20 protein-coding genes are annotated in these 22807 nt (G+C 36.7%); 17 read left to right on the top strand and 3 right to left on the bottom strand.

Annotated features, from left to right (window positions below; all coding sequences use genetic code 11):
* Positions 1-25 precede the first annotated feature (25 nt).
* The 12 genes from accC to SFC47_RS18940 all read left to right on the top strand — a co-directional run bounded on the left by accC (position 26) and on the right by SFC47_RS18940 (position 14615).
* Positions 26-1378: an acetyl-CoA carboxylase biotin carboxylase subunit gene (accC, locus tag SFC47_RS18995; protein WP_411255930.1), complete on the top strand. Its 1353-nt coding sequence runs from the start codon at positions 26-28 to the stop codon at positions 1376-1378.
* A 29-nt stretch (positions 1379-1407) separates the two neighbouring features.
* Positions 1408-1950, top strand: coding sequence for an acetyl-CoA carboxylase biotin carboxyl carrier protein (gene accB, locus SFC47_RS18990; RefSeq protein WP_411255928.1), 543 nt, complete (start codon positions 1408-1410; stop codon positions 1948-1950).
* A 32-nt stretch (positions 1951-1982) separates the two neighbouring features.
* Entirely contained in the window at positions 1983-3533 is a 1551-nt protein-coding gene (locus tag SFC47_RS18985) for an acyl-CoA carboxylase subunit beta (protein ID WP_411255927.1), read from the top strand.
* A gap of 30 nt (positions 3534-3563) precedes the next feature.
* Complete coding sequence (locus SFC47_RS18980; protein ID WP_411255925.1) at positions 3564-3977, top strand: hypothetical protein; 414 nt, start codon at positions 3564-3566, stop codon at positions 3975-3977.
* A 112-nt stretch (positions 3978-4089) separates the two neighbouring features.
* Positions 4090-5136, top strand: coding sequence for a class III poly(R)-hydroxyalkanoic acid synthase subunit PhaC (gene phaC / locus SFC47_RS18975; protein ID WP_411256078.1), 1047 nt, complete (start codon positions 4090-4092; stop codon positions 5134-5136).
* Positions 5137-5431: 295 nt separating this feature from the next.
* Entirely contained in the window at positions 5432-7000 is a 1569-nt protein-coding gene (locus SFC47_RS18970; protein WP_411256076.1) for an ATP-binding protein, read from the top strand.
* A gap of 25 nt (positions 7001-7025) precedes the next feature.
* Positions 7026-7592, top strand: a complete 567-nt coding sequence (locus SFC47_RS18965; protein WP_411255923.1) for a hypothetical protein — start codon at positions 7026-7028, stop codon at positions 7590-7592.
* A 53-nt stretch (positions 7593-7645) separates the two neighbouring features.
* Positions 7646-7828, top strand: a complete 183-nt coding sequence (locus SFC47_RS18960) for a hypothetical protein (protein ID WP_411255921.1) — start codon at positions 7646-7648, stop codon at positions 7826-7828.
* A 65-nt stretch (positions 7829-7893) separates the two neighbouring features.
* On the top strand, positions 7894-9069 hold the full coding sequence (locus SFC47_RS18955; protein WP_411255919.1) for a thiolase family protein: 1176 nt from the start codon (positions 7894-7896) through the stop codon (positions 9067-9069).
* Between the two features lie 236 nt (positions 9070-9305).
* Positions 9306-10649: a 3' terminal RNA ribose 2'-O-methyltransferase Hen1 gene (locus SFC47_RS18950; RefSeq protein ID WP_411255917.1), complete on the top strand. Its 1344-nt coding sequence runs from the start codon at positions 9306-9308 to the stop codon at positions 10647-10649.
* Positions 10649-13249 (top strand): polynucleotide kinase-phosphatase, encoded by a 2601-nt coding sequence (locus tag SFC47_RS18945; RefSeq protein ID WP_411255916.1) that lies wholly within the window; start codon positions 10649-10651, stop codon positions 13247-13249. The genes SFC47_RS18950 and SFC47_RS18945 overlap by 1 nt, the downstream gene beginning before the upstream one ends.
* A 100-nt stretch (positions 13250-13349) precedes the next feature.
* Positions 13350-14615, top strand: coding sequence for a LysM peptidoglycan-binding domain-containing protein (locus SFC47_RS18940; RefSeq protein ID WP_411255915.1), 1266 nt, complete (start codon positions 13350-13352; stop codon positions 14613-14615).
* An 88-nt stretch (positions 14616-14703) separates the two neighbouring features.
* On the opposite strand, the gene SFC47_RS18935 is transcribed toward SFC47_RS18940, so the two are convergent.
* Entirely contained in the window at positions 14704-15063 is a 360-nt protein-coding gene (locus tag SFC47_RS18935) for a hypothetical protein (protein ID WP_411255914.1), read from the bottom strand.
* Between the two features lie 206 nt (positions 15064-15269).
* On the opposite strand from SFC47_RS18935, the gene SFC47_RS18930 reads away from it, so the two are divergent.
* From SFC47_RS18930 to SFC47_RS18920, 3 genes are all read left to right on the top strand, one after another.
* Positions 15270-16001 (top strand): YheC/YheD family protein, encoded by a 732-nt coding sequence (locus SFC47_RS18930; protein ID WP_411255913.1) that lies wholly within the window; start codon positions 15270-15272, stop codon positions 15999-16001.
* 100 nt (positions 16002-16101) lie between these two features.
* Positions 16102-18414, top strand: coding sequence for a YheC/YheD family endospore coat-associated protein (locus SFC47_RS18925; RefSeq protein ID WP_411255912.1), 2313 nt, complete (start codon positions 16102-16104; stop codon positions 18412-18414).
* Positions 18380-19729 (top strand): YheC/YheD family endospore coat-associated protein, encoded by a 1350-nt coding sequence (locus SFC47_RS18920; RefSeq protein WP_411255910.1) that lies wholly within the window; start codon positions 18380-18382, stop codon positions 19727-19729. Before SFC47_RS18925 ends, SFC47_RS18920 begins: the two co-directional genes overlap by 35 nt.
* Here SFC47_RS18920 and SFC47_RS18915 read toward each other — a convergent pair.
* Positions 19724-19855 (bottom strand): hypothetical protein, encoded by a 132-nt coding sequence (locus SFC47_RS18915; RefSeq protein WP_411255909.1) that lies wholly within the window; start codon positions 19853-19855, stop codon positions 19724-19726. The genes SFC47_RS18920 and SFC47_RS18915 overlap by 6 nt on opposite strands.
* Before the next feature lie 163 nt (positions 19856-20018).
* Here SFC47_RS18915 and SFC47_RS18910 point away from each other — a divergent pair, with 163 nt between their 5' ends.
* Positions 20019-21047, top strand: coding sequence for a YheC/YheD family endospore coat-associated protein (locus SFC47_RS18910; protein WP_411255908.1), 1029 nt, complete (start codon positions 20019-20021; stop codon positions 21045-21047).
* Positions 21048-21113: 66 nt separating this feature from the next.
* Here the strand turns inward: SFC47_RS18910 and SFC47_RS18905 are convergent, their stop codons facing one another.
* Positions 21114-21830, bottom strand: coding sequence for a glycosyltransferase (locus SFC47_RS18905; RefSeq protein ID WP_411255907.1), 717 nt, complete (start codon positions 21828-21830; stop codon positions 21114-21116).
* Positions 21831-22057: 227 nt separating this feature from the next.
* Here SFC47_RS18905 and SFC47_RS18900 point away from each other — a divergent pair, with 227 nt between their 5' ends.
* On the top strand, positions 22058-22798 hold the full coding sequence (locus SFC47_RS18900; RefSeq protein WP_411255906.1) for a putative nucleotide-diphospho-sugar transferase: 741 nt from the start codon (positions 22058-22060) through the stop codon (positions 22796-22798).
* Positions 22799-22807 lie beyond the last annotated feature (9 nt).

The raw sequence follows: 22807 nt of genomic DNA, 5'->3' as shown, positions 1-22807 counted from the left end.
AATTAAATTGGAAAGGAACTTGTACATGTTTAAAAAGGTTCTTATTGCAAATCGAGGAGAAATTGCAGTTCGTGTAATTAGGGCGTGTAAGGAAATGGGGATATCTACTGTTGCGGTTTTTTCTGAAGCAGACCGAGAAGCCTTGCATGTGCAAATGGCGGACGAAGCATTTTGTATAGGACCGTCGGCTTCTTCGGAAAGCTATTTAAAAATTGCAAATATAATTAGCGTTGCCCAATTAACGAATGCGGAAGCAATCCACCCTGGTTATGGTTTTCTAGCAGAAAATGGTGCTTTTGCTGAAATTTGCTCGGATTATGACATTGCATTTATTGGTCCAGAAGCAGAAGCCATCAAAAAAATGGGGGATAAAGCGGTCGCAAGAGATACGATGAGAAGTGTTGGAGTACCTACCGTTCCTGGAACGGATGGTCTAATTGAAGATCTTGTAGAAGCTGTTAGGATAGCGAAGGAAATTGGATTCCCTGTCATTGTTAAGGCGACAGCTGGCGGCGGGGGAAAGGGAATGAGAGTAGCAGAGGATGAAGAGGAATTACTCAAAGCCATCGGTCAATCTCAAAAAGAAGCAGAAACGGCATTTGGAAACGCAGGTGTGTATTTAGAGAAATACATTGAGGAACCACGCCATGTGGAAATTCAAATTATGGGAGACATGCTCGGTAATGTTATTTATTTAGGGGAACGAGACTGTTCCATTCAAAGACGCCATCAAAAACTGGTAGAAGAAGCACCGTCACCAGCACTTGAAGAAGAAATTCGTAGACAGATGGGTGCAACAGCAATTGCCGCTGCAAAAGCGGTTAACTATCATGGAGCGGGGACTGTTGAGTTTTTATTAGATAAAAACGGTCAATTCTATTTCATGGAAATGAATACCCGAATTCAGGTGGAGCACCCTGTTACAGAAATGGTTACTGGCATTGACTTAATCAAAGAGCAAATCTTGGTGGCAGCAGGCTACCCGCTAACTTATAGACAGGAAGATATTAAAATCAATGGCTGGGCAATTGAATGCCGTATCAATGCAGAAAACCCGGCAAAGAATTTTATGCCTTCTCCAGGGAGAGTTGAAATGTATCTTCCTCCTGGGGGATATGGTGTACGAGTTGATAGTGCACTCTACCCTGGATGCGAAATTTCTCCTTATTATGATTCGATGGCAGCAAAAGTAATCGTTTGGGGGAAAAACCGTGAAGAGGCGATTATGCGCATGAAGAGGGCACTTGATGAAACTGTTATTAGTGGAATCCATACTACTATTCCATTCCATCAAAAACTTTTCGAACATGAGAGTTTTGTAAAAGGACAGTTTAATACAAAATTTATTGAAACAAATACATTTCCGATAGAAGTGTAATTCATCAAGTTGATTAAGGAGAGATAGAGATGTTTAAAATTCAGGAAATAAGAGAAATTATTAGACTAATCGATGATTCGACAGTAGACTGCTTAGAACTTGAAAAGGGAGATACTCGAATTTTCGTTAGAAGAAATTCAATGCTGAATCCTTCTGTTATACAAGATAATAAATCTATTAATCAGGTATTTCCTGCTGTTTTGGATGCACCTGTTCTTGTAGCAGCAACCAAGGCGAATGAAATCTCCGAAGCGTCAATTCAAGCGGCAGTGACGAAGGAAACTACTGAGAAAGAAGAAATAACTTCGAAAAACATTGGAACTGAAACCCTATTAAAAATTGTTTCCCCTATGGTTGGGACGTTTTACATGGCGCCAGGAGTTGATGCGGCTCCCTATGTGAAAATTGGGGATAAGGTTGAAAAATCAACAGTTGTCTGTATCGTGGAAGCCATGAAATTGTTTAACGAAATTGAAGCAGAAATGAATGGAGAAATCGTTGAAGTACTCGTCGAGAATGGTCAGCTCGTAGAATACGGCCAACCTCTTTTCTTAGTGAAGCAGACATCGTAACATAATTCGAACAGAGGAGGTGGAAATTTCCAATGAGCACAGTTTATGAGAAGATTTACGACCTATGGGATAGGAAAAGTAAGATCATGCTTGGCGGTGGTGACGAGCGAATTGATACCCAGCATAATCGAGGAAAACAAACTGCAAGGGAACGAATTGACCTATTGCTGGACGAAGATTCCTTTGTGGAATTAAATGCTTTTATCAAACACCGTGCAACCAACTTCGGCATGGATAAATTGGAAAGTCCAGGGGAAGGAGTTGTGACGGGTTATGGGAAAATTCATGGTCGTCTAGTTTACGTATTTGCTCAGGATTTTACCGTTTTTGGCGGAGCACTAGGAGAAATGCATGCGTCTAAAATTTGCAAAATTATGGATTTAGCTGCGAAAAATGGGGCACCCATTATTGGTTTAAATGATTCAGGCGGTGCAAGGATACAAGAAGGCGTTGTTTCTTTAGACGGATACGGTCAAATTTTTTATCGAAACGCCATCTATTCTGGTGTTATTCCACAAATATCAGTGATCATGGGTCCTTGTGCGGGTGGGGCAGTTTATTCTCCAGCCATTACTGATTTTGTGTTCATGGTGGAAGATACCAGTCAAATGTTTATTACAGGTCCAAAGGTCATTGAAACGGTTACCGGTGAGAAAATCTCCGTGGAGAATCTTGGCGGTGCAAAGGTTCATTCTTCTATTAGTGGCTGTGCCCATTTTACTGGTGATTCCGAACAAGCAGTCTTAGAAGAAGTTAGAAAATTGATTTCCTTTATGCCTCAAAACAATACGGTAAATCCTCAGTCTTTGGAATGCATGAAAGAAGATGATTGGCGGGAAGATTTGCTGGATCTAGTGCCTCTCAATGCAACGAAGGTATATGATATTCGCAAGGTATTAGAACAAGTATTAGATCAAGGTGATTTTATGGAAGTTCAAAAGGACTATGCGAAAAATATCGTGGTTGGTTTTGGGAGAATTAATGGGAATAGTGTAGGAGTGGTTGCCAATCAGCCTAAAGTAATGGCTGGCGGTCTAGATATCAATTCCTCGGACAAGACTTCCAGATTCATTCGATTTTGTGACTCTTTTAACATCCCAATCATAACTTTTGAAGACGTTACAGGTTTTTTCCCTGGAGTCAATCAAGAGCACGGAGGTATTATTCGTCATGGTGCAAAAATTCTCTACGCCTATTCAGAAGCAACAGTTCCAAAAATTACCGTCATTTTAAGAAAAGCATTTGGTGGGGCATATGTCGCTATGAATTCAAAAGCAATTGGTGCGGACCTTGTATTTGCTTGGCCTAATGCGGAAATTGCCGTAATGGGAGCGGAAGGAGCAGCAAATATTATCTTTGCTAAAGAAATAAATCAAAGCAGTGATCCTGCAGCAACCCGTTCGGAAAAAATTGAAGTATATCGAAATATGTTTGCGAATCCTTATGTTGCGGCTTCTCATGGAATGGTGGATGACGTAATCGACCCAAGAGATACAAGAAAAGTTCTGAAACAGTCTTTGGAGATGCTTAGAACTAAAAAAGAAGAAAGACCGAAAAAAAAACATGGGAATATTCCACTGTAGGATGCGTTCGAATAAATAGGAGGATAAAAAATGGAAAACGACTTTTATGATATGTGGAAAAATTATTATTCAAAGTATAGTAATCTGTTAGATGCTCAAGTAACGAAGGAATTTCCAACTCAAACGATCAGCCAGATATTGGAAATGAATCTTCTATTCAAACAAATGTTGAATGAAACAACGGAACGTTACTATGAATTTGCAAATCTACCATCAAGAAATGACCTTGCACATGTTTCCTCTCAGATTGTCAATGTAGATGCGAAAGTGGATGATCTAGAAGAATTTATACAAGAATCCAAGGATAATCAAAGAGATACAGTAGAAGTGCAACGTGAAATAACAAATTTGAAAAAGGATATGAAGAGTCTTGATACAAAACTGAATCAAATCTTAACTTTATTAAATACGCCGAAAGTTACGAATACAAAAGGATCTGTGTAGCTGGTACAGTAAAAAAGCGAATTGAAAGAGGCTTTATTTTATCAATTAAAATATGGTAAGGAGTGGTGTTGTGAATAATCATTTGACAAAAGAATACGAAAACTTTATCAAAATGGTACCTGAGGAGTATCAACAAATGTATAGACGTCTAAAAAGCGTAACTCAAGTGTTATTGAAGGATGCCGAACCAGAGGTCGGACCAACTCCGAAAGAGGTCATTTGGACTCGGAATAAAACTAAGCTATACCGCTATATTTCAGAACAACCAAAAAAACATAAAACTCCGCTCCTCTTGATTTATGCACTGATTAATAAGCCCTATATCATGGATTTGACAAAGGGTGGCAGTTTAGTTGAATATCTGGTGAATCGAGGCTTTGACGTCTATCTTCTTGAATGGGGTACACCTGGCATTGAAGATAAAAATATGAAATTAGACGATTATATTATGGACTACATCCCACGGGCGGTTCGTAAAGTTTTGCGAAAATCAAGTGCGGATACAGTGTCCATTCTTGGATATTGCATGGGTGGTACAATTACTTCAATATTTGCTGCTTTGCACCCTGAATTGCCCATTCGTAACCTTGTCTTTATGACAACTCCGTTTGATTTTGAAGATTCAGGCCTTTATGGTGCTATGCTGGATGAGCAACATTTTGATATTGATAAAGTGGTGCAAACATACGGTAATATACCACCTGAAATGATTGACATTGGAAACAAACTACTTAAGCCGATGGCAAACATTTATGGCCCTTATGTTAGTCTTTTTGATCGTGCTGAGAATGAAAGTTTTGTAAAGAGCTTTAAACTTCTGCAAAAATGGTTAAACGACGGCATTCCATTTCCAGGTGAATCCTATCGTCAGTGGATTCGTGATTTTTATCAAAAAAACAAGCTGATTAAAGGGGAACTCGAAATTCGTGGACGTCAGGTTAAATTAGAGGAAATCACTGCTAATGTCCTCAACTTATCGGGTGAAATTGACAACATTGCTCCACCGCATCAAGTAGAAGCATTAATGAATCGAATATCCAGTAAAGACAAACAATATATAAATTTACCAGTTGGGCATACGTCTATTGCTTTCGGAAGTAAAGCTTCACAAATCACCTATCCAACGATTGGTGATTGGTTAGAAGAGAGATCAAACTAGTCATAAAATCTGCCAAATGAGAAGACCTGTATTCACAATTGGAACAGTTTTTAAAAGCTAAAATTTATTAGTTTAAAAGTATAATATTGAAACCTCACAGACCCCGGAATAAATGTTAGCGCCTGCTAAACAAAACAGGAGGTCTGTAAGGGATTTCTATTTTACTTATCTTGCCAAAGTTTTAAGTTGTCACCATGTAAAAACAATACAAGAGTCGGTTTAGGTATAGGTGGGAATTAGGTTGATTTTTTTTAACTACATTGTTAATCTCTCAATATTTTGCCTTTTTGTAATTATGCCTCTCGTTATCCGTTCATTTATTAATCATAAGTCAATAAACAAAGTGCGAATTTTGGTCGGTGTTTATGCAGGGATGTTTACGATTATCCTAGTATTGGTATCTATAAAGCAACAAGGGTTTGCATATGATCTTCGATATGCAACCGTCGTGCTTGTATCTGCCTATCTTGGGCCAATGGCGGGAATAATTACCGGGGGAATTGCATTGTTGGCAAGACTATTTGTAGGTGGTCAGTGGTACCAAGCCTTTATTGGATTTACAATTGTCATGGCTAGTTTTTCTGCTTTACAGCTATTTATATCTCAATTTACTCCAATAAAAAAAGTTTTCTATCTATTTGGGACATTTGTGAGTATGTATGTTTTATATGTATCTATCTTTCACATTATTAATGATAATCTACTCTTTCATCTTCAGTATTTACTTTTTATGGTAATAGGGGTAGTGATTGGTGCCTTACTAATTGAGTCATATGTCAAACTGCATCAATTAAATAATCAATTGTCATACATGTATAAGAAAGTAGAGGAAAGTGAATCAAATTATCGACTGATCGCTGAGAATACAGTAGACCTAATATCTGTTATGGATAAAGAATTTGTTCTTTGTTACATCTCTCCATCCCATAAATATATTTTAGGGTACGAAGAATCGGAGCTGACAGGGGTCGAATTATCTGCGTTAATTCATCCTGATGATGTTTGTAAGATAAAAAATAGATATGATGGGATGTTTGAGATTAAACAATCACAATTGATTGAACTCCGTTTAAAACACAAAAATGGGGATTGGCTAGTAATTGAATCCCGTTTTATGCCTGTAACGGGTGAAGAGGGTTCCATTGAACATTTCGTCAAAATTAGCCGAGATATTACTGAACGTAAAAAATCAGAAGACATTCTTTTGCAATCTGAAAAGTTATCCGTTGTCGGTGAATTAGCAGCTGGAATTGCACATGAAATCAGAAATCCACTTACAACCATAAAGGGGTTTGTTCAACTTTACAAGAATGATAATAACTCTACTAAGTATACTGAATTGCTCTTAAGTGAACTGGATAGAATTGAAACGATTACGAGCGAACTTCTTTCTTTGGGAAAACCACAGGCAGTTGAACTAATCCGTATGAATGTAAAAGAACTAATTGAAAATACGCTTGATATACTTACTCCTCAGTTCATTATGAATGATATCCAATTTCATCTGATTGTTGAAGAAACGCCTTTTTATATAACTTGTGAGAAGAACCAATTAAAGCAGGTGTTTATTAATTTAATTAAGAACGCTATTGAAGCAATGAAAGGAGGAGGTGAAATTTACATCAATATAAGAAAAGGCAAAGATGATAAGTGTATTATTTCATTTCAAGATCAAGGCTGCGGTATACCTGAAGAGCTTCTTCCACGGTTAGGTGAGCCATTTTACACATTAAAAGAAAAGGGAACCGGACTCGGATTAATGATCTGTCATAAGATTATAAAACAGCACAATGGCAGTATTACCTATGCAAGTAAAGTGAACGAGGGAACTTTAATTGAGATTACATTACCATCGGCAAGTTAAATGTGTCCTAATAGGAGGAATTGAAATGACTGTAGTTAAAAAAATTGAAAAAAATGGTTCATTTATAGAGCAATTATGGAATCAAGCGATTCAAAATATAGATGATTGGGATGAAGGAGAGAATTTTCGAGAGGTCGTTCTTCTTCAATCTTCAAAACGATTAACTGAAAATGTGAAACAAAATCAATCAAATGTAAGCGAACTCCTAAACCAAATTACAAAAGAACTCTTTGAATTGGAAGAAATGTCTCGGGAACAATTATTGACATCAACTACTGGCTTGCACAATCTAACCCTATTAAATTCATTTGAGGAAATTAATAATCAAGTGGATCAAATTAAAAATCTCTCATCAGAGCTACTTGCAAGTCCTTTAAATAATCTATTAAAAAGTAATTATTCTGAAACTATTATTAATACACTATATAATTATACAGAATATAGTCGAAATTATCGAAATTTGTATGTTAACAATATTAAAGAAACATTTTCTATTATCCAAAACAATCAAAAAACATTCCGTAATTTGTTAACAAATCCAATAAAGGATGTATTCTTTCCTTTAAATAAATATATGCTTTCAAATGAATAAATTAATAACAAAAATTGTGAGAGGGTGAGATTATGTGGGTATGTAACACACATATGAAACAAGCACTGCCAGCTTTAGATGCTCCCCATGTTAGCAAAGTTTGGTATCAAATTAAGTGTTCCCTATGTGAAAATTTTGCGATTGCAAAAGTTTATTATCATTACCAAACTTACTATTTTTCAAAACAACCCATGTATTCTATGTCAAAAACTTCCTCGGAAAAATTAGGTGAATAAAAGTGAAGTGTCAAGTATAACCGCGGACAAAACCGCTATTTTTTTAGTAAAGTGGGGGCTAGTGAATGCAACATGTATACTTAGTTGAGGCACTCAGAACTCCTATAGGGAGTTTCGGTGGTGCATTAAAGGATATAGGTGCTGTACAACTTGCAACGAATGTAGTAAAGGCCGTGTGGCAACGATCTGGTCTTTCGGCTGAATGTTTTGATGAGGTCGTATTAGGTAATGTACTAAAATCAGGACTCAAAGGAAACCCAGCAAGACAAGCAGCAATCCATTCTGGGTTACCTGTGTCTGTTCCGGCCATTACCATTGATAAACAATGTGCTTCGGGATTGCGCGCGATTACATTAGCCTATCACCAAATTCTTGCAGGAGAATCAAATGTTGTAATTGCAGGGGGCACAGAAAGTATGAGTAATGTTCCGCATTTGGTGATGAATGCAAGGTGGGGACAGAAATTAGGAGATTTACAGACTGTGGATGCACTCTTTCATGATGGACTTCACTGTGCAATAGAAGGGTACCATATGGGGATTACAGCTGAAAATTTAGTGGAACGCTATCATATTTCCCGAGAGGAACAAGATGTTTTTGCCTTAGGGAGCCAGCAAAAAGCTATTAAAGCAAAAGAACAAGGTAAATTCGAAAAGGAAATTATTCCTGTTGCTATTAAAAGCAAGCATGGTTCCACTTTATTTACAGAAGATGAGAATATAAAAAATACTAATCTTGAGAAGTTACTAACTCTGAAACCAGCTTTTAAAGAGAATGGGACGGTGACAGCTGGAAATGCTTCGTCATTAAACGATGGGGCAGCTGCAGTCATTGTTGCTTCTGAACAAGCTGTAAGGGAATACGATTTAAAACCACTTGCCATAATTCGTTCCGTTGCAAGTGCTGCTGTTTCCCCTTCTATCATGGGTATTGGACCAGTCCCCGCAACACAAAAAGCGTTAACGAGAGCAAATCTTACAATCCAGGATATCGAATTGGCAGAGCTAAATGAAGCATTTGCAGCACAAGTGCTGGCAGTAAATAAGGAATTGGGTTTGCCAGAGGAGATTATTAATGTTAATGGAGGAGCGATAGCATTAGGTCACCCAATCGGATGTTCTGGTGCACGGATTGTTGTTAGCCTAGTTCATGAATTAAGACGTCAAAAGAAACAAATTGGATTAGCATCCTTATGTGTTGGCGGTGGACAAGGCGTTTCAATCATCATTGAAGCAGTTTAATATAGCATGGAAGCTTAATGGGTAATGAGCATCGAACTTTAGTTTTAGGGTTTGATGCTTTTTTTAATTTTTTGTAACAAAATCATCTTATTGCAAATTATTCAGTTTGTTATTAGTGAGATGAACACAGAAAACCCGAATAACAGAATATTTATCAATATATTTCTAAAATATACATTTTTATGTAATGATAATAATAATGGAAAAATACTTCGGTAGAAAGTGAAGTGTAATGCATGCAGCTATCATTAAAGGTAAGCGGACCGGGTGCGGATATGGTCTCGTACCTAATCGCGAAGAACCCAGATAATCCTTATGAACGGGATGAGAAAGGTTTCAAGGTCCGACTGGTATATCCAATTTTCACAAAAGAAGAAGTGCAATTTATACTCTATGTAAAGCCTGACCCGATCGATTTAGTGCGAAACTCTTCAGATTTATTTGATATTACCCATTACATAAATGACCGTGAATTCGCTGTCAGCAGTCTTTTTATCACCACCATCCGCAAGGCTTTAGGTACCGCTTTAAATGGAAAGCCAGATGAGGAGTATTTGCCGTGGGTGGACCATCCATTTGATATGGAGCTCTCATTTGGCCCAGTGGCAACTGAATTGCAGGATCAGGAAATTACGGATTTGTTTGAACCCATGGGATACAAAGTGGAAATAGAGCGTGGAGTTAGTACCATGCGACAAAAAAGCTCAGCCAGATTTGTGACGATATCTGGGAATCAAACTGTTCAGAATGCTTTAAAGCATGTTTCCATTCTTATTCCGGTCATTGATAATTATAAGCATTATTTTTTAGATGAAAGGGAAGTTGAAAAGCTGGATCGATACGGAGAAGGCTGGCTGGAAAACCATCCATTAAAACAAATGATAGTAAAAAGAGCACTCCGGTTTAATCCGTTAATTTCTCAATCAAGATTTTATGAAAAGAAACAACAAAATCGAAGCCAAGATGAAAGTCCGAGAGTTCGCTTGAATGATCTTCGATATGAAGCCATCTTAAATTTAATTAAATCGCTTCCGTACAAGGAATCAATAGTAGACCTTGGCGCTGGGGAAGGCCGGCTCTCTGTGCAATTAGGTTTTGTTGAAGGTGTAAAAGAAATTCTATCAATTGAGCCTTCTAACAAATCTCGAATCCGGGCGATTGAGCGCTTTAGTGAGGTGAAGGTCAAAGAAGGGTATGTAGCACCAAAATCTTTACCAGGTTCACTATACTATTTTGACAGCCGTTTGCAAAATAAAGATGTAATCGTTTTATGTGAAGTCATTGAGCATATTGAGGAAAACAGGCTCCAGAAAATATTTGATACCATTCTGAATGAATATCGTCCCAAGACATTAATTGTGACGACACCAAACCAGGAATATAATGTGATTTATGAAATGGAAGATGAAATGCGCCATGATGACCATCGTTTTGAATGGACAAGAGCGGAATTTGTTCAAAATGTTGAAGCATGGGCACAAAAGTACCCTTATCAAGTAAGCCAAAAAGGAATAGGGGAAGAGCATCCAGCTTACGGTCATCCCACTCAAATGGCAATCTTTAGAAGGGAGGAGGAATAATGACAACGATACACATCCCGCACGGAGGGATTGTCCTGCTTGTTGGACCCTCTAATTCCGGAAAAACAACTTTACTAAATCAATTAATCCAAGAAGATCAAATACTGTCATCTGAAGTGGTCAGCTCTGATCAATTCCGTGTTCTAGTCAGCGATACTGAATTTATTTCCTGGAACGGCCGTCCAAAAGACGAAAGTGAAGCACTATTTCATGAATACCAGCAAATATCTAGTGCTGCGTTTGAAACTATGGATTATGTAATTGCTAAACGGTGCCAGCTCAATAAAGTAACATTTATTGATGCAACTCATTTACGTGAGGAAGAACATGATAAATACCTGCAAATGGGAAAGAAATATCACATCCCTGTCATTGCCATGGTCTTGAATATATCTGAAACGGAATTACTGCGACGGGATAGTGAACGAGCTTTCCCTCGGGGCAGAAACCGCATCAAACAGCAGTATCAACATTTTAAAAATATGCTTCGCTTCATAAAAAAGAAAGTTTATCGACGTGTCTATATGCTTGGTGAAGACGAGCTTCAAATACTCAACATAGAACGTTTAGAAAACCCGCTAATTATTGATGTTGGAAACGGCATCGATTTTATCGGGGATATACATGGCTGCTATGATGAATTCATGGAGATTTTATCGAAATTGGGATATCAGGAAAATGAAGAGGGCTTTTACCTTCATCCTGATGGGAGGAAAATCCTCTCCCTTGGTGACGTACTGAGCCGGGGGCCAAAATCAATTGAAACACTGCAATTTTTTCAGAAGCATGTAAAAGCTGGACATGCCTATATGATTGACAGCAACCACGGGTGGAAAATTGCCCGCTGGCTCGATGGGAAAAATGTAGAGCTGGCTCATGGTGATGAAAATGTGGCCGCTGAATTTGAGGAATACGAACGTAAAAATGGCAGTGAAGCTGCAGAAAAGTTAAAGGGGCAGATAAAAGAGTTGCTTTTAGAAGCAAAGTCACATTATATTGTTCGGAAAAATGGGGTTAATGCAGTTGTAGCCGCCCATGCAGGTATAAAGGATCATTATATCGGAAAACAGTCAACGCGTATTTCTGATTTTTGCCGGTATGGGGATAGTGAGGGTTTGGATGAAAACGGGAAGCCGATTCGAAAGGATTGGTCCATTTCTCATAAATCAAGCGAACTCATTATTTGGGGGCACGACCCAAAGCCACAGCCGTTACTATTAAACAACACTTTGAATATTGACCAGGGTGTTGTGTTCGGCGGCAGTCTTACCGCTTATCGATATCCAGAAAAACAATTTATCTCTGTTAAAGCAAAGCAGGATTATGCGGATGTTCCTGACAATCCATTAAAGGAATGGGAACTAAAGAGACTGTCACCTCCGAATATCATGAAATTTTTAGAAGGTTATTCCGTGTTAACAGAGCATTATGGCGAAATTATGATTTATGATGATGGCGTTAAACCAGCGCTGGATGATTTATCTCATTATACTCTGCACCTTGAGGACATCATTTATCTTCCGCCAACGATGAGTCCAACACCCAAACCGTCTCGATTAGAAGGATACCTTGAGCACCCAACGGAAGCATTCGAATACTATCAAGCCAACGGTGTTGAAACTATGGTCGTCGAAAAGAAACATATGGGCAGCAGAGGTATATTATTTTTATTTAAAAATAAAGAAGTGGCCAAGGAGTATGTTGGAAGAGAAACATTAGGAACGATCTATACCCGGACAGGAAGGGCATTTTTTCAAAAAGAATTGCAAGAACAAGTAGTCATCAGCTTGAATGAGGATTTAGTGAAAAATGGTTATTTTGAAAGGTACAACACCGACTTTGTGCTCCTTGATGCTGAGATTCTGCCGTGGAACCTAAAGGCGAAAGATCTGATTTTGAACCAATATGCACATGTTGGGGAAATGGCATTGCTTGACCGAACGAGGTTGAAGGATTCATTAGACCAGGCGATTGGCAGCGGCAAAGATGTGCTGAACTGGGTTAAGGAAGTGGATTTAGGAATCAATAATGCTAAAGTCTTTAATGAAGTATACCAGAAATACTGTTGGGAAACAGAAGGCCTGGAAGGAATTCAAATTGCTCCTTTTCATACACTGGCTCACAGTTCGGAAACATATTTTGACAAGCCGCATACTTGGCATATGGAGAAAAATAAAGAATTCAGCGCGATATCCCGTTTGTTTTTGGAAACAGAATACCGTGTGGTAAACAATGAAGCAACCATGAAAGAGGCGATTGAATGGTGGGAGGAAATGACTGAGGATGGTCATGAAGGATTTGTGGTTAAACCTGAATTCTATATTACCTGCCATAAAGGGAAACTGCTGCAGCCTGCGATAAAAGTGAGGGGCCGAAAATATTTGCATATCATCTATGGAATGGATTATCTGCATCCTGACAATTTATCTCGATTAAAGAAACGTAATGCAGGTAGGAAACAGCGAAATGCATTAAAGGAATTTTCCCTTGGCGTGGAGAGTATTAATCGATTTGTTAAGAGAGAATCATTGGAACGTGTTCATGAATGTGTATTAGGGATACTGGCTTTAGAAGCAGAACCCATCGATCCACGGTTATAGTCAGGACAGTCGAACTGGATTATTCCGGTTCGTTTTTTTAGTTAAAGTGCAATAGTACAAGTAAATACACCATATGATGTAGGTAAAGGGGTGTGAGAGTATGGGTGTACATGTGGTGAGTGCGGGAGAAAGTTTGTGGGCAATTTCCAATAAATATGGAGTATCCTTGCAGACCATTGTTGAGCTAAATGGTCTTCCTTCTACTAGTTCTCTCGTACCAGGTCTCGCCTTGTACTTTCCGGACAATCAATTGCCGATCCGCTCCTATAAAATAAAACCAGGGGATCAATTTTGGGAGATAGCTCAAAGATTTAACACTGATATCCCATCAATCGTAAATGCTAATCCTGGAGTTGACCCGAACCAGCTTATTATTGGTCAAATTATCAACATACCCTCACCTGTTAAATTAAAAATATCGACATTGGGATTTCTCGTTCCATCTGGCGGGAATGCGATTCTGTCCATTTTAGATTCACTTGCCGGACAATTAACTTATTTAGCCGTTGTGGCCTATTCCTTTACACAAGAAGGATATGCCTATAATGAGATTGAGGATTCAGCAATTGTCGCACGGTGTAAGCAGTTAAACATTACACCATTACTGATGATCCGTAATTTCACGGGAGTTGATTTTAGTGCGGAGTTAGCCGGACATGTGTTATCAAACCCAACCTATCGCAGAAACTTGGTCCAGAGTATTGTCAATTTAACAAGACAAAGAGGTTTTGGCGGGGTTTCTATCGACTTCGAATTTATTCCACCGCTTCAGCGAAATGCGTTTAATCTGTTTTTAAGAGAATTAAAGAATCAATTGGGAGAATTGATTCTCCATGTAAATGTACATGCGAAAACGGCAGATATACCTACTAATCGGATTATTGGGGCCTATGATTATGCTGTAATCGGGAGCATAGCGGATATTGTTGCGGTGATGACGATTGATTATGGGTATCCGGGCGGTCCGCCGGATCCAATTGCACCGTTATGGTGGATGGATCAGGTTATTCAATATTCCATTACCCAAATCAATCCTCGTAAACTGCAAATTGCACTGCCGCTTTATGGCTATGACAAGGTAGTCGGTACGAACGTTACCCATGCCATGTCTGTTTTGGCAGCCCAAAACCAAGCCATTTCAACAGGATCTCCCATACTATTCGATCAGCACGCCATGTCCCCTTGGTATCGGCATTATCGGACAGGGGTAGAACAGATTGTTTGGTTTGAGGATATTCGGAGTTTCATAGAAAAATATGGGTTGATGGATATTTATAGCTTATTGGGTACGACTTTTTGGCAGATAAGCTTAGCAGCACCGCAGAATTGGGCTTATTTGAGTAAAAATATTGATGTTCTGAAATAAGGTCATATACATCAAACATTTTTTTCTAATACCAAAAGGTTGTCTCTAATTGAGGCAACCTTTTGTGTATTTGTTTTAATATATGTGGTTAGTCCAGTGGACAGCCAAGTTCATTAAAGCCCTCAAACAAATCCTTTAAATCCTCAACTTCCTGAGCATTAGTTGGATCAATTCCTTGAACCAAGTTTATTACATCTGTAGTAGACAGCGGGTAGTCTACATCTGGATGTGCCGAATTTAACAGTGCTGCAACAGCATGTCTTGCCAAGGCTTCAATGCCACCGCCGCCAAGGTTCACAGCCTGTAATAGCGTAATATTTGGATCGAAAAAGTTTACATTAAAAGTGGCGTCAAAGTCATCTAGTGGTTCAAAGCCAGTTGGAATCCAGCTATCTAAATGTTGCGGCTGGCGCCAAAATCCTGGTGTACATCCTTCAAAAAGTCCCAAAAAAATCTCTCCTTTGTTTTTTTTATTAATTCCATATATTCATATTCAAGGCAAGTGCATGTGGACTAGGTATCTGACACCTTATTTTAATAAAATTGTAAACTAGATAGAAACACCTTAATTGGGATAGAGTACAAGAATATTTAATATTTTAAAATAAAATGAAAGATAGGAAACTGCAAATTATTATATAAGGGGACTAACATATGAGTGTTTCAATTGGCAAATGGACAAAGTACAAATTAATGTCCAAAGAAAAAAAGCTTTCTGAATTCCTTCCAAAAACACAGTTTTTTTCTGAAGAATCACTTTGGACGATGTTAGAGCAATTTGGTTGTATTATGATTAAACCGTGTTTTGGGTATCGTGGTAAAGGAATTATTCAACTATCAGTGTTAGAGGAAGATAGAATTGAAGTTCACTATGAATTTAAGAAGTTGACTTTTAATGGGAAAAGTGAAACTTACGAGTACCTAATGAAACACTTCTTATCAAAAAAAGGGCGCTATATTGTTCAGAAAAGAATTCCTTTGGCGACAATCGATAATTGTCCCTTTGATATTCGAGTAATGGTACAGCGAAAAAGGAAATCCTTAGAATGGCGTGTAACGGGAAAGCTGGCGAAAGTAGCTGCAAAGGGTTTCTTTATCACAAATGCGGCAAGGAAAGTTTTGTCTGTGAAGGAAGCTATCGATAAATCAACTGTTAATGAATTTGACTCAATAAATATATTAGAGAAACTTGACCAGGCTGCCATGTTAACAGCTCAACATTTAGGATCTTATTATAAGACAACGCGTGTTTTTGGGCTGGATATGGGCATAGATGAAAAAGGAGATATTTGGATTATTGAAGCAAATCTAACTCCTTCATTATCGATGTTTAAATTATTAAATGATGGCTCTTATGAAACCATTAAATCGTATAAAACAGGCTGAAAAATGGCTGAGTTTACTTTCTGCCCATACCTTTTAATGTTCATTGAATATAAATTATGGTAAAGGTCCTAATTACCTATTTATGTTAGGAGGTGGTGGCATGAGGATGGAAACCGTTGGGGTACTGCTATCTAAAAGGGAATGGAGTAAGCTGCTCCGCAATAAAAACAATAACAATGATTTATGGCAAATTTATGCCAGGAAGGGAACAGAGTTAAACCTAACTATTCAATTCTTTACACTTAATGATCTGTCTCTCGAAAGTTTAAAAACTAAAGCAATCGAATTTGAAAATAATTCAATCATAAAAAAGAATACAATCGACATCCCCTCCATTATTTATAATCCAACCATGTTTTATAAAAAAAAGAATATCAAAAAGTTAAGGGAACTTTCTAACCATCCCAAATTTCAAGTCCTTAATGAGCACCATATAATTAAGAAAAAGGATTTATGCGCCCTAATCGATTCTTATTCTGATATAAAAATAGATGATGAAGAAAACGACACAAATAATAGTCACTTTACTTTTTATGTACTAGGTCAAAAAAAATTAAATAATAAATGGAAATCCCCGATTATGTATGCAAAAGATTCTAACCAAACATTATACAGCCTAGAGGAAGCCTCAACTTTAATAAAAGTCCATAAATATGATGAAAGCATTCAAGATGTATTAACGAAGCTTAGCCAGAAGGTTTTAGATATCATTCAATATTATTACCCTGGAATTTTCGAGATTGGTATTGTGTTTTCATTAAATGAAAATGGTCATTATTCCTTAAGATCAACATGCTCCATTAATACAATTGTTAAAGATGTTTTCGAGTGGAATGCTAAAATGTGTGGAAAAATATGTAAATTTCCATTCGAGGTTGCTAAGAAAATACTACAAGAAAAGAATTCACAGGATGAAATGAGTAATGAATTTAGTCTTGCTTATCCATCAAGATCAAATTCAAAGTTTGAAGATAACACGATACTTTCAAATGAGGAAAGTATTAATCTATGGATTAAAATTAAGGAGTTTCAGGACGAGGAAATGTGTCTGAAATTACCAATGCTTCGATCAGAATTAATCACCAATAACCCATTCACCCTCCAGTTTGGTATAAAGGACCAAAAATGTAAAATGGACATCACGGGAGGAGATGTTCGCTTAAATACAAATTCATTTACCAACCCTGCTGAAGTACTAATATCAGATTCTCTTCTAAAAAAGATGCATATCCCAATCGATCTTATCTATCAATTAAAAATAACGAAGGATAAAGCAATAATTGGCCCATCCATTGGCCTTGTGCTGGGGGAAAAAAATCAACTGTATAATCCAACATATATGGAGAAATACTCTGACCGTCTTAGAGAATATGAGAAATTTGGAGGCTTAATTATTGCATTTTCCACGCGTTCTATCGACTGGGAGGATAAGATCGCATATGGCATGCTGTATGACCCAAATCAGAAAAAGTGGAGATATGATTCTACACCAATTCCGGCTGCATTATACCGGAGAAATTTTCATCAGAATCTTGATAGAATCAACCAGCTGATTGAAATGACAAATAAGAATTTATTTAATTCCCATTTCTTTAAAAAATCTGACCTAATTTTATTAAAGGATGAAAAGGAAATTCGTGACCATGTCCCCGCCACACATCTTCTGAAAAAAATGGACGATTTATTTGAGTTTATTGAGGATCAGGAACGGATTATATTAAAGCCTGTAAGTCTTTCACGCGGGCGAGGAATTTTTACGCTTGAAAAAAACAAAAAACCTGCTGAAGGGTTTATCCTTTACGAGCATCAAAGTGAGTTCCTTATACGACATCTAATACCAGATACCAAAGCGTTAGAGGAATTGTTACTGAAGTTAAATTTAATAAATAAGCAATATTTGTATCAAACCTATATTCCGCTTCTAAAAATAAATAATCGCCCATTAGATGTAAGAGTGGTTATGCAAAAATATGATCTAAATAGCTGGAAATGCTCTGGTATCGAATGCAGGGTAGCCGGTGAAAATGAGGTGTTAACCAATATTGCAAGAGGCGGAGAAGCAATGACCTTAGAAGAAGTAGTAGTTGGTTCGGGAATTAATCGATCATACGATAGGATCTATGAAAGTATTATTAATCTGTGTCAGAGGTTCTGTAATTTAATTGATAGAAAAGACGAACACTATGCAGAATTTGGTCTAGATATTGGTCTTGATCAAGAGGGATATCCATGGATTATCGAGGCAAATATTTTTCCGAGCTTTAAAGGCTTCAAAGAAATGGACTATGAAATGTATTTGAAAATACGTTATCAACCTATCTTCTATGCTGTTCATTTACAGGGATTTAACGTAAGTGAGAGGGAGGTGGGGAACTCACATGAACCATATTTTAAAAACAATTTCTACTCCTAACCCAACCATATCTCTTCCATTAAATGTTTTAGAAAAATTACTACTTGGTGACAGAGAGTCGATCACCATAAGTTTTGGGGCAATAAAGGAAACTGTTGCCTTAATGCATCATGATAATCTAGAACAATGTATTTATTTATCCGATGCGATCTACAATAAATGTTTTCTCCCTAAATTTATCGATGTGTATGAGATTGCTTTTGTTAATGAAATCTTAATAATTGGTCCAGTTATTGGTATGTTAATACGCGGTAAGGTAGACGAATTGACGAAACAAAGAATTAAGATTTATAAAAATTATTTAATTGATTATAAGCATCTAAATGGTCTCATCCTCCTTTTTACTTTAGATGGAATAGATGAGAAAAATAAGCTGATTAATGGTTATGCATTTAATCCAAAAGAGCATGAGTGGGAGGAGGGGATCTATCCATTTCCTTCTGTTGTATTTCTAAGAAAGCCCATAAAAGAATCCATCCGGAAGAAGTTATACGGTTTAATTGGTACTAATTTCTTTAACTCACATGTGTTTAATAAATGGGAAATGTGGGAATGGCTTTCAGGTCATGAACAAATAAGGAAATATCTTCCTGAAACGGTTCTCGGTGAAAATATTGATAATATCAAAAGATTACTAGATGCTCATCAAGAAACGTTTATTAAACCGAGGGCAGGGATGCAGGGTTCTGGAATATATCAGCTTTCAAAGGTTGATCAGGAGTTTATTCTAACCTACAGAGTAAAAGACAAAAATATAATTACAGTGTTTGAAAACTGGGAAGGTGTGGAATATTACCTGACGTCTGAAATAAACCTGCAAAACTATATCGTTCAACAGCGTATAAGATTATTGACCAAAGAAAATAGAGTGATGGATGTTCGGGTAATAGTTGGAAAAAATCACAATGGCGATTGGATTGTCCCTGGGATGGTCACAAAGTTTGGTGAAAAGGATAGCATTGTAAGTAATATTTCAAGCGGAGGATCAGCTCAAAAAGTATGGAAATCTCTTTGTGAAATTTTTCAGAATGATTTTAAAAAGGCCTTTAAAAAGTATATGGAAATCGAGAAGCTGGCTCTTACAAGCTGTAAAGTATTAGAGAGCAAAGGTTTACATCTAGGATATATAGGAATTGATATTGGCATGGATGAAAACCATAATCTTTGGCTGATTGAGATTAATAATCGGAGTCCTGATATGACCATTGCCTTAGATGCTGATGATTACCAGCTCTATTATAAGATTAAATCTTCGCCCTTACATTATGCGAAATGGTTATCGGGTTTTGGAGGTGAAAAACGGGATGGTTTATGAAATAGCATCTAATAATTTATCTAGTAACACCATTTCAATCCCTTTGACAATAGCTGGGTCTTTAGGAATCGAAAGTAAGAAAACCATTACCTTATCATTTGGAAAAAGAAGGATACCTGTTACCATATCCTTGTTACAACCAACCGATATGAATAATATTCTAATCTCCGAGGATATAATTTCAAAGCTTCTAATAGACACGAGAGTAAAGTATGAACTCGCATTTTCAAACGATGAATTAATTTTAGGACCAGTAATTGGTTTATTATTGGGGAAATCGGAACAAAGATTGGAAAAGTATTTAAATAATTATTTAATTTATACAATGTTATACGAACAAATTCATGGTGTATTATTCGTCTTTTGTGAAGAGCGAATTGATTTTATAAATGAGGAAATTACAGGATATGTATACGACCCTTTCGTACCTGAGCAATGGAGAAAATGTGTACTCCCTTTTCCAGGTGCGATTTTCAGAAGAGTAGAGCTCTCCCAAAAAACATTAAAGGGTCTTAGGGAAATAATGGGTGAGAGCTTTTTTAATGCCCAGTATTTTGATAAATGGCAATTTTGGAAATGGCTATCGCCCTATGAAGAGCTGAAAGAACATCTGGCCGAAACCACCAATAAAGTGACTTTAGTGAATGTAGATACTTTTATAGAAAAATATAATGGTGTTTATTTAAAACTTAAAGATGGATCAAGAGGTAAGGGGATTTATTATATAGAAAAAGTGGATGGTCAATACGTCATTATGAAAAATTATCAAAATGACATTACAAAATTAACAGAAGAGCAGATGGTCCATTTCCTGACAAAGCATTCTTTATATTTATTGCAGCAGCCCATCAGGCTTCATACCTATGAGGGTCGAAAGGTAGACTATAGGGTCATGCTCCAAAAAAATGAAACTGGACATTGGCAATGTACCGGTATTATTGCAAGATTTGGAAATACAAACGCTATATCCTCAAATTTTAAAGCTAATGGCTTTGCGTTGGAAGGAACTTCTGCATTAAAGACACAGTTTGGATATGACGAACTTACCGCATTTAAAAAATACCAGGAAATCATCAGAATTTGTACAGATATGGCATGTAAAGTGGATGAAATCGCAGGAGCTTATGCTGATTTAGGGATTGATGTTGGAATTGATGAATACGATAAAATTTGGGTTATTGAAATGAATAAGAGACCAGACCATGATTTTCCGTTAATTATTAAAGACCGTAAAATGTATTACTTAGTTAAATCAAATCCTATATTATATGCAAAATATCTTGCTATGGGAGGAAGAACTTCATCGTTTATTTATTAATTAACACAAAAACAGGCTTTAATATTAAAGTCTGTTTTTGTGTTAATTAATAATACGTTCTTATGTTTATGTTGAATCATTCTCTATATGAAACTCTTTTGTTGTAAATTGTTTATAGTTTTTTACTTTTCCTATGATTTGACTTTTTTGTCTTAATAATCTGTTTGACCGTTTAAATGTATGGAAATTTCTGTTGCTTTTTCGGATATAAACATAGTTATACCTGCTAGTTGTATAAATTCTAATATTCTTTCTAATACACATACCTACAAACGCACTGTCTGTCCCTGAGCCTCGTTTAGAAGGGAACTTTATATTTGGGTAAATTTCTTTCCTGAAGATTAATGTCCCTCCTTTTAAAGAACTTTTCCCGGCCTTATTCTCAGTACCAAGCCTGCGAATAGTTAATAGTTTCTTTTCTTCAAAATACATAAAGGATTTTCCCTTGCCAACCAGCTGTGCATTTGTCGTATTAAATATTCTCATAGCTTCTGTTAGATAGTAGGGAGAATAGTAATCATCGTCATCAAACTTAGCTACAATATCAAATTTTGCTTTTTCAATTCCAAAATTTAAGCAATTTCCTAGTGTTTTCTCCTGTGGAAGTTGGTATACTGTCACATTTTTATAGCCTGCGGCTTTTTCCTGCCATTTTGAAAGTTCCATTTTGTCATTATTTAATATAATAATTAATTCTTTTTCCTCCCACGTTTGTCTCGAAAAGTTTTCAAATATATTATTCATCATGCTATCACGAATGGTACATGCGATTAATGTCACCATTATAAACCCTCCCTTCACACTCCTTTATTAATATATGAGTCAAGCAGTGAAAGTGCTATATAAAGACTAACCATTTAATAAAATGGTCAGAAATCTAGAGATTATATAAGAATATACCCTGCCAATTTATTATTGTGATGAATAGTATATAAAGAAATCAATTGCGGATTTCTTATTTGAAAATGAATAAAGTAACCGTTCTAATATGTGAGTAAAGGGGTGACAAAATGATTCCTAATTATGATTTTTCATTAACACCAAACAGCAATATGGTAATATGCTGTTTGGCAACCGGTAAGAACCATGTGACCGCACTAGAAATAATGAAGCCTACAGTGGAGTATTATGGAAAGCTCCATGGGATTGATACTTTGTTTTATAATAAAAAACTTCTTCCAAATGAAATGGCTAAAAAACATAAAATATTTTTGCTTTATAACCTATTAAAATATTATGAAATTGTCATGTGGATGGATTCGGATGCAATTATCGTCGATCCAAGAGATGATATCCGAAATGAATTAACAACTAATCATGTTGTTTATATGACAAGTTACCATAGAAGAAAACCACTATTTCCAAATTCAGGGGTAATTGTGGTGAAGCGTGACCCAAAAACAATTGAAATATTAGAGGCTGTTTGGAGACACAAAAAGAAACGAAGAGATGAGTGGTGGGATCAACAAGCCTTCTTAAAGCTGCTCGGTTTTAGGAATCAAAATATAAGAATTTTAGCTTATAAAGGTCCAACAAAATATACTCCACTAATAGGAAGTTTACATGTTAAATGGAATAGCAGGCCTAATCGATTTGATGTCGCCAAAAAACCAATTATTGTTCATCACTGTGGATTAAAGTGGTGGAAAAGGCTGCGAAGAATGAGGAAAAGCTATCATGAATTTTTGAGAAATATCGAAAAATATAAAACTCATGTTTTTACGGCTAAAAGTAATCCAGAAACCTATTAATAGGTGGTG

Source organism: Neobacillus niacini (assembly GCF_046591715.1).
Taxonomy (GTDB): domain Bacteria; phylum Bacillota; class Bacilli; order Bacillales; family Cytobacillaceae; genus Neobacillus; species Neobacillus niacini_L.
This window is presented reverse-complemented; position numbering and strand designations above follow the sequence as displayed.

Bases quoted from the DNA above. Each gene is read 5' to 3' on its own strand.
- SFC47_RS18940 (WP_411255915.1), top strand. From the start codon at position 13,350: ATGGGTGTACATGTGGTGAGTGCGGGAGAAAGTTTGTGGGCAATTTCC.
- SFC47_RS18955 (WP_411255919.1), top strand. From the start codon at position 7,894: ATGCAACATGTATACTTAGTTGAGGCACTCAGAACTCCTATAGGGAGT.
- SFC47_RS18960 (WP_411255921.1), top strand. From the start codon at position 7,646: ATGAAACAAGCACTGCCAGCTTTAGATGCTCCCCATGTTAGCAAAGTT.
- SFC47_RS18915 (WP_411255909.1), bottom strand. From the start codon at position 19,855: ATGGTAACAGGTATCCTTCTTTTTCCAAATGATAAGGTAATGGTTTTC.
- accB (WP_411255928.1), top strand. From the start codon at position 1,408: ATGTTTAAAATTCAGGAAATAAGAGAAATTATTAGACTAATCGATGAT.
- SFC47_RS18980 (WP_411255925.1), top strand. From the start codon at position 3,564: ATGGAAAACGACTTTTATGATATGTGGAAAAATTATTATTCAAAGTAT.
- SFC47_RS18900 (WP_411255906.1), top strand. From the start codon at position 22,058: ATGATTCCTAATTATGATTTTTCATTAACACCAAACAGCAATATGGTA.
- SFC47_RS18950 (WP_411255917.1), top strand. From the start codon at position 9,306: ATGCAGCTATCATTAAAGGTAAGCGGACCGGGTGCGGATATGGTCTCG.
- phaC (WP_411256078.1), top strand. From the start codon at position 4,090: ATGGTACCTGAGGAGTATCAACAAATGTATAGACGTCTAAAAAGCGTA.
- SFC47_RS18930 (WP_411255913.1), top strand. From the start codon at position 15,270: ATGAGTGTTTCAATTGGCAAATGGACAAAGTACAAATTAATGTCCAAA.
- SFC47_RS18945 (WP_411255916.1), top strand. From the start codon at position 10,649: ATGACAACGATACACATCCCGCACGGAGGGATTGTCCTGCTTGTTGGA.
- SFC47_RS18925 (WP_411255912.1), top strand. From the start codon at position 16,102: ATGAGGATGGAAACCGTTGGGGTACTGCTATCTAAAAGGGAATGGAGT.
- SFC47_RS18905 (WP_411255907.1), bottom strand. From the start codon at position 21,830: ATGGTGACATTAATCGCATGTACCATTCGTGATAGCATGATGAATAAT.
- SFC47_RS18985 (WP_411255927.1), top strand. From the start codon at position 1,983: ATGAGCACAGTTTATGAGAAGATTTACGACCTATGGGATAGGAAAAGT.
- accC (WP_411255930.1), top strand. From the start codon at position 26: ATGTTTAAAAAGGTTCTTATTGCAAATCGAGGAGAAATTGCAGTTCGT.
- SFC47_RS18970 (WP_411256076.1), top strand. From the start codon at position 5,432: ATGCCTCTCGTTATCCGTTCATTTATTAATCATAAGTCAATAAACAAA.
- SFC47_RS18965 (WP_411255923.1), top strand. From the start codon at position 7,026: ATGACTGTAGTTAAAAAAATTGAAAAAAATGGTTCATTTATAGAGCAA.
- SFC47_RS18920 (WP_411255910.1), top strand. From the start codon at position 18,380: ATGAACCATATTTTAAAAACAATTTCTACTCCTAACCCAACCATATCT.